The organism is Mycobacterium conspicuum, from assembly GCF_010730195.1.
Taxonomy (GTDB): Bacteria; Actinomycetota; Actinomycetes; order Mycobacteriales; family Mycobacteriaceae; genus Mycobacterium; species Mycobacterium conspicuum.
In genome coordinates, this window is the sequence record NZ_AP022613.1 from 3,371,667 (window position 1) to 3,384,084 (window position 12,418).

Here is a 12,418-nt window from a genome sequence, read left to right on the forward strand (position 1 = left end):
TGTGCGCTGACGGATTCGAGTGTGAACTCATGGCGGCGCGCATCGGCGTGTCGCCGCCGTAGATTCACACTCGATATCCGCGGTGCCCCGCGGCCCTACCGGGAGAACCTAGGTAGCCTGCAGCACCAGCGGCGGACCGGGATCCGGTGACAGCGGGACGTTTTCGCGCTGCATCAGCCAGCCGGCGATGTTGTGGAACAGCGGCGCCGCCGAGTGTCCCGGCGAGCCGTCGGCGTTGCGCTGCGGGTTGTCCATCATCAGGCCGATGACATAGCGGGGATTGTCGACGGTGGCCATGCCGGCGAAGGTGATCCAGTAGACGTCGTCGAAGTAGCAGCCGCAGCCGGGGTTGATCTGCTGGGCCGTGCCCGTCTTGCCCGCCATCTGGTAGCCCGGAACCGCGGCCGCCGAACCGGTGCCCTGCTGATAGCCCATCGGGTCGCGCTGCACGACGGCGCGCAGCATCTGGCGCACCGTCTGCGCGGTCTGCGGCGACACCACGCGAACACCGTCGGGACGCGGCTCCTCGGTCCGGGTGCCATCGGGGGCGATGGTGGCCTTGATGATCCGCGGTGGCATCCGCACGCCGTCGTTGGCGATGGTCTGGTACATGCCCGCCATCTGCAGCAGGGTCATCGAAAGGCCTTGGCCGATAGGCAGGTTGGAGAAGGTGCTGCCCGACCACTGGTCGATCGGGGGCACCAGCCCGGCGCTCTCGCCGGGCAGCCCGACGTTGGTGCGCTGACCCAGGCCGAACTTGCGGACCATGTCGTAGAAGCGTTCCGGGCCGACCCGCTGGGCCAGCATCAGCGTGCCGACGTTCGACGACTTTCCGAAGATGCCGGTGGTGGTGTAGGGCATCACGCCGTGTTCCCACGCGTCATGGATGTTGACGCCGCCCATGTTGATCGAGCCGGGCACCTGCAGCACCTCGTCGGGGTTGCTCAACCCGTACTCGATCACCGAGGACGCCGTGATGACCTTGTTCACCGAGCCCGGTTCGAACGGCGAGGACACCACCAGGTTGCCCAGCTGCCGGTCGCCCTGTTTCCCGATGTCCTGCGACGGGTCGAAGGTGTTGTCGTTGGCCATGGCCAGCACCTCGCCGGTCTTGGCGTCCAGCACGACGGCCGAGGCGTTGCGGGCCCCGGACAGGTTCTTGGCCTGCTGCACCTGCTGCTGCACGTAGAACTGGATGTCGTCGTCGATGGTGAGCTGGACGGTCGAACCGTTCACCGCCCGGTGGCGGTTGCGGTAGCTGCCGGGGATGACCACGCCGTCGGATCCGCGGTCATAGGTGATCGAGCCGTCGGTCCCGGACAGCACGGAGTCCAACGAGTCCTCGAGACCCAGCAACCCGTGCCCGTCCCAGTCGATGCCGCCGACGATGTTGGCCGCGAGCGCCCCACCGGGATACTGGCGCAGGTCCTGCCGCTCGGAACCGACCTCGGGGTATTTTTCGGAGATCGTGCTGGCGATGGCCGGGTCGACGGCACGCGCCAGGTAGACGAAGGTGTCGTTGCCCTGCAGCTTCTTCAGCACGGTCTGATAGTCCGGCTTGTTGTTCAGCCGGCTGGAGACCTCCTTGGCGATGTCGGCCAGCCGCTGTTGCGGATCGGGGGCGGCCGGGTTCTTCTTCTTGGCCTCCTCCAGCTGCGCGCGGATTCGCTTGGGCTGGAACGTCAATGCGCGCGATTCGATGGTGAAGGCCAGCTGGTCGTTGTTGCGGTCGACGATGCTGCCGCGCACCGCCCTCGCGACGTCGGTGACCTTGAGCTGCCCGGCGGCCTGGGCCCGCAGGGTCGGCGCGTCCGCCACCTGCAGGATGAACAACTGCACCGCGGCCACCACGATCAGGACCAGGATGACGGCATTGCCGGCCCGGTGCCGGAACACGAACGACGCGCCGCGGGTACCCACCTCCACCACCTGCCGGGTGCGCCGAGCGGTGGCCGAATGACCCTGCGGCTTAACGCGCGGCGCCGGCTTGGGCTGCGACCGGCCGCTCCGTTTGGCGCCCCTCACCGTGGGGCGCCCGGAGCCGTCACCGCGACGGGGCCGAACTGCTCACCGTTTCCGGGTGCCGGCGCCGTCGCCCCCGGGAGCGGCGACGGCGCGTGCACCGAGGCGGCGCCCGGCACCAACGGCACGGCGGGAACGGGCGGGGTGGCCACCGGAGCGGGCAATCCACCCACCGGCACCGGTACCTCGGCCGGTCCCGCAGCCGGCGACGGTGCGCTCGGAGCGGGCAGCCCCGGCAGCGGGGCCGACCCGGGCGTCCCGGGCAGGCGCGGGGCGGCCTGCGGCAGGTGCTGGCCGCCGACGGTGGAGGAGCCGTCGGGAGCGCGCAGCAGCGCCTCGGGCCCGGTCCTGACCGGCGCGGGCGGGGCGCCGGCGCCGGGCTCCACGCGCACCGGCACCTCCAACGGAACGGCCGGCGGCGGCGGGGGCGGCGGCGGGCCGGGCTCGGGAATCGGGGCGTTCAGCGGGGGCGGCGGAACACCGTCGGCCGGCTTGGGCGTGCCGACCACCACCCAGTTCCCCGCGGGGTCCTGGACCAGATGGGCGGTGTCCCGCGTCGGGATCATGCCCTCCTTGCGGGCCGACTCGGCCAGTGCCGGCGCCGACTGCGCCTCGCGCACATCGCGTTCCAGCGACTCCTTTTGCTCGCGCAGCACCTTGGTCCGCTGGCGGGCGTCGCTGAGCCGGTAGGACCGCTCGGCGGAGTCGGTGGACAACCACAGGGTCAGGCCCAGGCCGACGGCCAACGCACCGATCACCAGCACGACGAACGGCACCCTGCTCAACAGCGTGCGGGGCCGCAGATCGATCGACGCCAGCCTGATGGCCAGGCGCTCGGTCAGGCGGGGCCGAACAACCTTGGGCGCCTTGGCTTTCCGCGCTTTGGCCCGCGCCTTGGCCTGGCTTGTGCTCTTGGCGCGGGACGGCCGCTCGACGGGCCGGGCGATGGGGCTGGTTTGCGGACCGGATGTCCTGGCCTCGCGGGTGCGGGCCGAGTTCGTCGCATTACGGGACCGGGTACGACGTGGGGGCGCCGCCTCGGTCGTGCCGCTTGCCCGCCGGCGGGTGTCGCGTCCGCCCGAACGGTCGACGTTGCGGCGGTTCTTTGACACCTGAGCCTCGCGCTTGCCCTTCATGACTCGCCCTTTCCGACGCGTTGCAGGGCCCGCAGTCGCACCGGGGCGCTGCGGGGGTTGCGTTCGATTTCTGCGGCGTCGGCCCGTTCGGCGCCGTGGGTCAACAACTGGAATCGCGGCTCGTGGCCGGGAAGTTCGACCGGAAGGCCCGGCGGTGTGCGCGAGGCGGCGGCGTCGGCGAACACCCGCTTGACGATGCGGTCCTCCAGCGACTGATACGCCATCACCACGATGCGCCCCAACCCGGTGAGCGCGTCGAGCGCGGCGGGAAGAGCACCCGACAACGAGTTCAGCTCGTCGTTGACCGCGATCCGCAGCGCCTGGAACGTGCGCTTGGCCGGGTGCCCGCCGGTGCGTCGGGCAGCGGCCGGAATCGCCTGGTAGAGCAGCTCGACCAGCTCGGCGGTGGAGGTGAACGGGGCCTGGGCCCGGCGCCGGACGATGTGCGACGCGATGCGGCGGGCGAAGCGTTCCTCGCCGTAGCGGTGCAGGATGCCGGCCAGCGCCTTCTCGTCGTACTCGTTGAGGATGTCGGCCGCCGACAGCGGCGACTCCGGGTCCATCCGCATGTCCAGCGGCGCGTCCTGGGCGTAGGCGAAGCCCCGTTCGGCGCGATCCAGCTGCATCGACGAAACCCCGAGGTCGAACAGCACTCCGTCGACCGATTCGGTTGCGGCATAACCGGATTCGGTCAGCGCCGTGGGCAAGCCGTCGTAGCGGGTGTGCACCAGCGTGATCCGGTCGGCGAAGCGCGCCAGCCGGCCGCGCGCGATGTCGAGCGCGCTCGGGTCGCGGTCGAGTCCGATCAGTCGCAGGCCCGGAAACTCGGTCAGGAAGCGCTCGGCGTGCCCGCCCGCGCCGAGGGTGGCGTCGACGAGGATTGCTCCGGAGCCGTCCGAGTGGTGCCGGGTCAGTGCCGGGGCAAGCAAGGCGACGCAACGGTCCAGCAGTACGGGCAGGTGCCCGAAATCGCTTGAGCCATCGGGCATCGTGCGGCCTACCGGAGCTTGCAGGGTAGGAGCCCCTGCACCGAGGTCCCTGTCCGAAGGCACGAACCTGGCGTTGGGGAAGTACGCCAGGGTCGGTTCGGGCAGAGGCCACGGTGCACGGGCACGCGCCTCAGATCTCGTGGTGATCGCAAGCGCGGCGGAGCCGGGCGTAGCGGGTCGCCACGCATTAGATAATGTCGCCGAGTGCTTCATCGCTGGCTGCGGAGAAGTTCTCTTCGTGGGTCTGCTGGTAGTCCTGCCAGGCCTGCGCGTCCCAGATCTCGAGGAAGTCGACCGCCCCGATCACCACGCAATCCTTGGACAGGTTGGCGTAGCGGCGGTGGTCGGCCGACAGCGTGATCCGGCCCTGGGCGTCGGGGTGCTGCTCGTCGGTGCCGGCGGCCAGGTTGCGCAGGAACGCCCTGGCTTCGGGGTTGCTCCGCGACGTTTGGCTGGCCCGGCGCGCGAGCTGCTCGAACTCCGTTCGCGGATAGACAGCCAGGCTGTGGTCTTGGCTCTTGGTGACCATCAACCCTCCTGCCAGTGCGTCGCGGAACTTGGCGGGCAATGTCAGTCGCCCCTTGTCGTCGAGCTTGGGCGTGTAGGTGCCGAGAAACACCAGCTCACCTCCCGTCCGAACCGGCTCCTGGCTCGCCCAAACACTTCAGCCACCATACCCCACAATCCCCCACTTTGCCCCATATCTAGGGCGACACGTCGCGGTTTTCCCGTGCATCTGCCACCTACCCGGCGTCCGGGCGCCTGGACGTCCGCGCACGGGCCGTTTGCCTAGTCGGAAAACCGCATTTCAGAGGACCAAAATGGGCGGCTGCAGCGTCGGTGGGGCGCAGTGGGGCGCCGATCGGCGTCGGCAGGACTCGATTTGGCCGCTGTTTGGAGTCGAAACGGGGTCCGGCCACACGACAACGGGGCAGCCGATGGCTGCCCCGTTGAACCCGTTAGTCCCCTTTAGGTCCCGCTAGTCCTCGAAACGGCGGCGGAACCGATCCTCCATGCGATTGGTGAATGATCCCCCGCCGCCCCGGGCGCGACGCTGGCGCGACATTCCGGGGCCCGACCCGGGACGATCGCCCCGACCGGACAGCCGCGGACCGGTGATAGCAAACACCACGCCGCCGAACATCACGATGAAGCCGAAAACGCTGAGAATCGGCAGGGTTCCGATCCAGGTGGCGTGAAAAGCCACGCCCGACACCAACATCGCCAGACCCACGACGAACAACGCCACGCCCTGGAGGCGCCGACGCGCGGTCGGCGCCCGGAACCCTCCGCCACGCACACTCGAGGCGAATTTCGGGTCCTCGGCATAGAGAGCGCTCTCGATCTGATCGAGCATCCGCTGCTCATGATCGGAGAGTGGCATTCGTCCCTCCTTGCCGACGGGCTGGCTTTCGACAGAACTTGAATGCCCGGTGTGCGGGCAACTAACTCAGATGATACGAGCAGAATCTGCGCCGTACCACTGGTTCGGGAGCGATTCTATCCCGGCCATATCGCGGCGCGGACGCGGACGGGAACGCTCGCGCGGCGTCACATCAAAGCCCTCCCCTCGGCGACCCCGGCCCCCGAGTCCGATAATGGCGAAAGGACGCACCCCCATGGCAGTGAACGGCGCATCGGACGAGGAGGACACCGCGAGTTGGCGATACTCCTCATCGATTTGCCGCCGAACGAGATGGAGCGCCGTCTCAGCGATGCCCTAAGTGTCTACGTTGACGCGATGCGCTACCCACGGGGCACGGTGAACCAGCGCGCCGCCATGTGGTTGGAGCACATCCGCCGACGCGGCTGGCAGGGCGTGGCCGCCATAGAGACATCCGAAGAAGCCGATCCGAAAAAAGAGACGCCGACGGTGTCGACCCGGCCCAAGTCGAACGACCCCCCGCTACTCGGCGTCGCCTACGGCTACCCGGGGGCACCCGGTCAATGGTGGCAGCAGCAGGTGGTGCTGGGGTTACAACGCGGCGGCTCACCACCGCAGGAGATCGCTCAACTGATGACCAGCTACTTCGAGCTGACCGAACTGCACATTCACCCCCGCGCGCAGGGCCGCGGCCTCGGCGAGGCATTGGCCCGCCGGCTGCTGGCCGGACGCAACGAACGCAACGTCCTGCTTTCAACTCCGGAGACCGACGGCGAGGCCAACCGCGCCTGGCGGTTGTACCGCCGACTGGGCTTCAAGGACGTCATCCGCGGCTACCACTTCGCCGGCGACCCGCGCCCGTTCGCGATCCTCGGCCGCACGCTTCCCTTGTAGACGCCCCTGTACTGGCCCGGCGCGCCGACGCGGCCGTCCGGGTCTGGCACGATGACCTGGTGCGCGCCAGCTCGTTCCCCCATCCCGCCCGCCGGCGGCGCCGGCTGCTGGCCGTCGCCATGCTGCTGCTGATCGTCCCGTTGGCCACCGGCTGCCTGCGGGTCAGGGCGTCGCTGACCATCTCACCCGACGACACCGTGTCCGGGGAGATCATCGCGGCGGCGAAGCCGAAGAGCCCCAAGGATCCCGGCCCGCAGCTCGGCGGCGATCTGCCGTTCAGCCAGAAGGTGGCGGTGTCGAACTACGACAGCGACGGCTATGTCGGCTCGCAGGCCGTGTTCTCCGATCTGACCTTCGCCGAGGTGCCGCAGCTCGCCCACATGAACTCCGACGCTGCGGGGGTCAATTTGTCCCTACGCCGCAACGGCAACCTGGTGATCCTGGAAGGCCGCGCGGATCTCACCTCGGTCACCGACAACGACGCCGACGTACAGTTGACGGTGACCTTTCCCGGCGTCGTGACCTCCACCAACGGTGACCGCATCGAGTCCGAGACGGTCCAGTGGAAGCTCAAACCCGGCGTGGTGAGCACCCTGACCGCCCAAGCGCGCTACACCGATCCCAATACCCGGTCGTTTACCGGCGCGGGGGTGTGGCTGGGCATCGCCTCGTTCGCGGCCGCCGCCGTGGTGGCGGTGCTGGCCTGGCTCAGCCGGGACCGGTCCGAGCGGTTCACCGCGCCGCGCAATCAGCCGGGCGACCAGTAGGCGAGCATCTCGGCGAAGGTGGCAAACGCCGGTCCGGAAACACCGTACGTCGCCTCGAGATGGATGCTCAGCGGAAAACCTAAGTCGGCGACGCCGTCGATCACCCGCTTGTACAGGTCGACCATGAGCTGGCGCTTTTGCGGCGGTTCGCTGGCCGCCAGGCGTTTGACGAACGCCTGCTCCTCGGCCACCGCCGCGTTCCCCGGGTCCTGGATCAGCCAGTTGATCAGGCCGGTCTTGGCCTCCACCTTGGGAACGAAGCCAAACGACAGCAGCACTTCGGGGCGATGATCGGTGTTCTTGGCGAACTCGGCGAGGAAACCCACGATCGCGTCGGAGTACAGCAATTGGGTCATGGCGTAGGTCGCGCCCTGATTGCACTTGAAGTTCAGCCGCCCTTGCTCGCCGTCGCGCGTCGGAATCAGAATCACGCCGCGGTTGGGCACCAGCTCGCGGTAGATCGACAGCGCGTCGGTCGGGGCGACACCGGAGCCCTCGCCGTCGTTCATGGTGCGCGGCACGCCGACGAAGACCACCCCCTCCATCCCGGCGTCGCGCAGCTCGGTGAGCCGTCCGCGCAGGGACGACTCATCCATGAATGCGGTGACCTGCGTGCACAAGCCGTTGCACTCGGGCAACTTCGGCTTGATGATCGACCAGAAGTCCAGCACGTCCAGCTTCGGCTTCATCGCGATCGGCCGATCGTCGTCCTCGGCGATCATCCCCGGAATCATGACGTGCCGAATCTTGCCGTCGAGTCCGTATTCACCGGCGTACTGCACCACCTTGCGGGCGTCATCGAGTGCCCGCTCACTGCCGTCATCGACGTTGGGCGGCACCAGCTCGAGTGCGATGGTGTTGAGGTTGGGCACCACGACAGCATAGGGGCGGGCCGGTGCGCCGAATACACTGGTCGGGCCTGCCAAACACCGGCGGGCCAACCGAGCAGAAGGGGCGCCGCACTGAGCGTGCAAGCAGCGGCAACCGCCGAATTGGCCGACGCCGTCACCGACCAACTTCGGCAGTACTTGCACGACCGTCGAAACCAGGCCGCCCACATCGGCATCGGCGAATTGATCGCCGGCCTGGAAGATTTCGTACTCGGGGGCGGCAAGCGCCTGCGGCCGGTATTCGCCTACTGGGGCTGGCGGGCCGTGACCACCCGGGATCCCGAACCCGGTGTGCTGCTGCTGTTTTCCGCGCTGGAACTGCTGCACGCATTCGCCCTGATGCACGACGACGTCATCGACGAATCCTCAACCCGGCGCGGCAAGCCCACCATCCACCAGCATTTCGCGGCGCTGCACCGCGAGCGGCATTGGCGCGGATCACCGGACCAGTTCGGGATTTCCGCCGCGATCCTGGCCGGCGACTTGGCGCAGGCCTGGGCCGATGACATCGTCTACCGCACGGACTTACCGCCCGATGCGCACCGCCGAGTCCGTCGCGTGTGGGCCGACATCCGCACCGAGGTGCTGGGCGGGCAGTACCTCGACATCGTCGCCGAGGCCAGTGGCGCCGAATCGATCGCCCCGGCGATGTCCGTCGCCACCTTCAAAACCGCGTGCTACACCGTGACCCGTCCGCTGCAGCTGGGGGCGGCCGCCGCCGCCGACCGGCCCGACGTCCACGAGATCTTCGGCGAATTCGGGCACGACGTCGGGGTCGCGTTCCAGCTCCGCGACGACGTGCTCGGCGTGTTCGGCGACCCGGCGGTGACCGGGAAACCGTCCGGCGACGACCTGAGGTCCGGCAAGCGCACCGTGCTGGTCGCTGAGGCGATGGAGCTGGCGGATAGATCAGATCCATTGGCGGCCAACGTGTTACGAACTTCCATCGGTAGCCCGCTGACCGATGCGCAGGTGCGTCAGCTGCGCGACATCATCGAGTCGGTGGGCGCGCTCGCCGCGGCCGAGGACCGTATCGCGGCGCTCACTCAACGGGCGCTGGACACCCTGGCGGCCGCGCCGATCGATGCGACGGCCAAATCCGCCCTGTCCGGACTGGTCACACTGGCCACCAATCGGTCGTCGTAAGCCTATGACAACCCTTGCCACTCAACATCTTTCGAGGCTGCGTGCGTTCGCGGCCACCCCGGAGGCCGGCCCGGCGAAGCTCGGCTTCCTCGGGTCCGTACTGATCACCATCGGCGGGCTGGGCGCGGGCAGCACCAAGCCGCACGACCCACTGCTGGAAGCGCTACACCTGTCCTGGATGCGATTCGGCCACGGCCTGGTGCTGTCGTCGATCCTGTTGTGGGCCGGCGTGGGCCTGATGCTGATCGCGTGGCTGCGCCTGGGCAGGCACGTGCTCGCCGGTGACGTGGACCAGTACACGATGCGGGCCACGACCGCGTTCTGGCTGGCGCCGCTGCTGCTGTCGGTGCCCGTGTTCAGCCGCGACACCTACTCGTATCTGGCCCAGGGGGCGCTGCTGCGCGACGGGTTCGACCCGTACGCCGTCGGTCCGGTGGCCAATCCGAACGTGTTGCTGGACAACGTAAGTCCGATATGGACCATCACCACCGCGCCGTATGGCCCGGTGTTCATCCTGGTCGCCAAGCTGGTCACGATGGCGATCGGCAACCACGTGATCGCCGGCACCATGCTGCTGCGGCTGTGCATGCTGCCGGGGCTCGCGCTGCTGATCTGGGCCACCCCGCGCCTGGCCGCGCATCTCGACACCGACGGCGCCGATGGTGCTCGCGCCCTGTGGATCTGCGTGCTCAACCCGCTGGTGCTCATCCACCTGATGGGCGGCGTGCACAACGAGATGCTGATGGTGGGGTTGATGGCCGCCGGCATCGCACTGACCTTCGGCGGTCGCAATGTCGCAGGCGTCACGGTGCTGACGCTGGGGATCGCGGTCAAGGCCACCGCCGGGATCGCGCTGCCGTTTCTGGTCTGGGTGTGGATGCGCCATCTGCGGGAGCGACGGGGATACCGGCCCGTGGTGGCCTTCGGAGTGGCCACCGCCTTGAGTCTGGCGATCTTCGTGGTGGTGTTCGCCGCGACGTCGGCCGTGGCCGGCGTGGGGCTGGGATGGCTGACCGCGCTGGGCGGTTCGGTGAAGATCATCAACTGGCTCACCGTGCCGACCGCGGCGGCGAACCTGCTCCACGCGCTGGCCAGCCCGTTCGTCCACGTCGACTTCTACGCGCTGCTGCGGGTGACCCGGCTCATCGGGATCGGGGTCATCGCGGTGACGCTGCCGGTGTTGTGGTGGCGGTTCCGGCGCGATGATCGCGCGGCGCTGACCGGCATCGCGTGGTCGATGCTGATCGTGGTGCTCTTCGTCCCCGCCGCCCTGCCGTGGTACTACTCCTGGCCGCTGGCGGTGGCGGCCCCACTGGCCCAGTCGCAGCGGGCAATCGCCGCCATCGCCGGCCTCTCGACTTGGGTCATGGTGATCTTCAAGCCCGACGGATCCCACGGCATGTACTCGTGGCTGCACTTCTCGCTGGCGACGGCGTGCGCGCTGGCGGCCTGGTACGCGCTGTATCGCGCGCCGGCGCGGGTCGCTAGTACGCCATAGCCTGCGCCCGGCGCACGACTTCCCGCGCTTGGTGGGCGTGCAGCGCGTCGACGGGCCGGGCGTTGTTGATCGCATCGCGCGTGCCGTCCCGGGTGACGGTCAGCGACGGATCCGGGGTGAACAACCAGCGGGCGATCTCGGTCTCGTGGTAGCCACCGTCGTGCAGGATCGTCAGCAGGCCGGGCAGGCTCTTGACCACCTCGCCGGAATTGGTGAAGAAGACCTGCGGCACCACCACCCCGTCGCCGCGGCGCACCGCGAGCAGATGGCCTTCGCGGATTTGTTGATGAACTCTGGTGACGGGGACTCCAAGCAGTTCGGCAACCCGGGGCAGGTCGTAGGTCGGTTCGTCGGGGTCCAAAACGTCGTCGCCAGCCGGAATACTGCTCACTTCGCCAGTGTAGAACCTGGTCGGCGGGGTTGAGCCCAGCTTTCGCGCCCAATTGCGGCGCCGCACCTACGATGGCCGGATGGCTACACCTGGCACCGGGGACCCGTTGGTCAACACGCTGCTGGAGGGCCGCTACCTGGTCCAGACCGCGATCGCCAGCGGCGGGACCTCCACGGTCTATCGCGGCGTCGACGTGCGCCTCGATCGCCCCGTCGCGGTGAAGGTGATGGACTCCCGCTACGCCGGCGATGACCAATTCCTGACCCGCTTCCAGCTCGAGGCCCGCACCGTCGCGCGGCTCAAGGACCCCGGGCTGGTCGCGGTCTACGACCAGGGCCTGGACGGCCGGCACCCGTTTCTGGTCATGGAGCTCATCGAGGGCGGCACGCTGCGCGAGCTGCTGGCCGAGCGGGGCCCGATGCCACCGCACGCCGTGGCGGCGGTGCTGCGTCCGGTGCTGGGCGGGCTGGCCGCCGCGCACCGGGCGGGCCTGGTGCACCGCGACGTCAAGCCCGAGAACGTGCTGATCTCCGACGACGGTGACGTCAAGATCGCCGATTTCGGGCTGGTGCGCGCCGTCGCCGCCGCCGGAATCACTTCCACCAGCGTCATTCTCGGCACCGCGGCGTACCTGTCGCCCGAGCAGGTCAGCGACGGTAACGCGGGTCCGCGCAGCGACGTGTACTCCGCCGGGATCCTCACCTACGAACTGCTGACCGGGCGCACACCATTCACCGGCGACACCCCGCTGTCGGTCGCCTACCAACGGCTGGATCACGACGTGCCACGGCCCAGCGCCGAGATCGACGGCGTGCCAACACAATTCGACGAATTGGTGGCACGCGCGGCCGCCCGCGACCCGGCCGACCGCTATGCCGACGCGATCGAGATGGCCGACGCCGTGGACGCGATCGCCGAGGAACTCGCGCTCCCGCCGTTTCGGGTTCCGGCGCCACGCAATTCGGCGCAGCACCGCTCGGCCGTGCTGCAGCGCAGCCAGCGGATCGAGCAGCGCGCGCCCCAGCCACCGGCACCGCAGCCGCCCCCGAAGGTTCACCACCCCACCCGCCAGATGATCCGCGAGCCCGGCGACGACGGGGCCGAGGACGACTACGAATACGAGCCGGTGTCCGGCGAGTTCGCCGGGATCGCTCTGAGCGAATTCGCGTGGGCACGGGAGCGGTCTCGGCGCATGGTGCTGATCTGGGTGGCGATCGTGGTGGCGTTCACCGGGTTGGTCGCGACGGCCGCGTGGACGATCGGCAGCCACCTGAGCGGGCTGTTATAGCGCCGAGCCGGCG

Annotated in this window: 12 protein-coding genes; 5 read left to right on the top strand and 7 right to left on the bottom strand. The window is 68.9% G+C overall.

Annotated elements, in window-relative coordinates:
* Nucleotides 1-108: 108 nt before the first annotated feature.
* The 5 genes from G6N66_RS15530 to G6N66_RS15550 all read right to left on the bottom strand — a co-directional run bounded on the left by G6N66_RS15530 (nucleotide 109) and on the right by G6N66_RS15550 (nucleotide 5,531).
* On the bottom strand, nucleotides 109-2,025 hold the full coding sequence (locus G6N66_RS15530) for a peptidoglycan D,D-transpeptidase FtsI family protein (RefSeq protein ID WP_085232968.1): 1,917 nt from the start codon (nucleotides 2,023-2,025) through the stop codon (nucleotides 109-111).
* Nucleotides 2,022-3,158 (bottom strand): hypothetical protein, encoded by a 1,137-nt coding sequence (locus G6N66_RS15535; protein ID WP_163645854.1) that lies wholly within the window; start codon nucleotides 3,156-3,158, stop codon nucleotides 2,022-2,024. Before G6N66_RS15535 ends, G6N66_RS15530 begins: the two co-directional genes overlap by 4 nt.
* Complete coding sequence (gene rsmH, locus G6N66_RS15540; RefSeq protein WP_085232455.1) at nucleotides 3,155-4,147, bottom strand: 16S rRNA (cytosine(1402)-N(4))-methyltransferase RsmH; 993 nt, start codon at nucleotides 4,145-4,147, stop codon at nucleotides 3,155-3,157. Before rsmH ends, G6N66_RS15535 begins: the two co-directional genes overlap by 4 nt.
* Nucleotides 4,148-4,334: 187 nt before the next feature.
* Nucleotides 4,335-4,766 (bottom strand): division/cell wall cluster transcriptional repressor MraZ, encoded by a 432-nt coding sequence (gene mraZ, locus G6N66_RS15545; protein WP_085232456.1) that lies wholly within the window; start codon nucleotides 4,764-4,766, stop codon nucleotides 4,335-4,337.
* A 360-nt stretch (nucleotides 4,767-5,126) separates the two neighbouring features.
* On the bottom strand, nucleotides 5,127-5,531 hold the full coding sequence (locus G6N66_RS15550; RefSeq protein ID WP_085232457.1) for a DUF3040 domain-containing protein: 405 nt from the start codon (nucleotides 5,529-5,531) through the stop codon (nucleotides 5,127-5,129).
* Between the two features lie 276 nt (nucleotides 5,532-5,807).
* Between G6N66_RS15550 and G6N66_RS15555 the strand changes: the two genes are divergently transcribed.
* Both G6N66_RS15555 and lppM read left to right on the top strand, forming a co-directional pair.
* Entirely contained in the window at nucleotides 5,808-6,425 is a 618-nt protein-coding gene (locus G6N66_RS15555; RefSeq protein ID WP_085232458.1) for a GNAT family N-acetyltransferase, read from the top strand.
* 119 nt (nucleotides 6,426-6,544) lie between these two features.
* A complete protein-coding gene (gene lppM, locus G6N66_RS15560; protein ID WP_085232480.1) occupies nucleotides 6,545-7,192 on the top strand; it encodes a lipoprotein LppM in 648 nt (215 codons plus the stop codon).
* Here lppM and G6N66_RS15565 read toward each other — a convergent pair.
* A complete protein-coding gene (locus G6N66_RS15565) occupies nucleotides 7,174-8,064 on the bottom strand; it encodes a mycobacterial-type methylenetetrahydrofolate reductase (protein WP_085232479.1) in 891 nt (296 codons plus the stop codon). The two genes, lppM and G6N66_RS15565, sit on opposite strands and share 19 nt — an antisense overlap.
* Nucleotides 8,065-8,184: 120 nt before the next feature.
* On the opposite strand from G6N66_RS15565, the gene idsA2 reads away from it, so the two are divergent.
* A complete protein-coding gene (idsA2, locus tag G6N66_RS15570; RefSeq protein ID WP_139825151.1) occupies nucleotides 8,185-9,228 on the top strand; it encodes a bifunctional (2E,6E)-farnesyl/geranyl diphosphate synthase in 1,044 nt (347 codons plus the stop codon).
* Nucleotides 9,229-9,232: 4 nt separating this feature from the next.
* Complete coding sequence (locus G6N66_RS15575) at nucleotides 9,233-10,726, top strand: alpha-(1->6)-mannopyranosyltransferase A (protein WP_085232459.1); 1,494 nt, start codon at nucleotides 9,233-9,235, stop codon at nucleotides 10,724-10,726.
* On the opposite strand, the gene G6N66_RS15580 is transcribed toward G6N66_RS15575, so the two are convergent.
* Nucleotides 10,713-11,117 carry an Rv2175c family DNA-binding protein gene (locus G6N66_RS15580; protein WP_085232482.1) on the bottom strand — a complete coding sequence of 135 codons (405 nt, stop codon included), beginning with the start codon at nucleotides 11,115-11,117 and terminating at the stop codon, nucleotides 10,713-10,715. The two genes, G6N66_RS15575 and G6N66_RS15580, sit on opposite strands and share 14 nt — an antisense overlap.
* A gap of 79 nt (nucleotides 11,118-11,196) precedes the next feature.
* Here G6N66_RS15580 and G6N66_RS15585 point away from each other — a divergent pair, with 79 nt between their 5' ends.
* Nucleotides 11,197-12,405 carry a protein kinase domain-containing protein gene (locus G6N66_RS15585; protein WP_085232483.1) on the top strand — a complete coding sequence of 403 codons (1,209 nt, stop codon included), beginning with the start codon at nucleotides 11,197-11,199 and terminating at the stop codon, nucleotides 12,403-12,405.
* Nucleotides 12,406-12,418 lie beyond the last annotated feature (13 nt).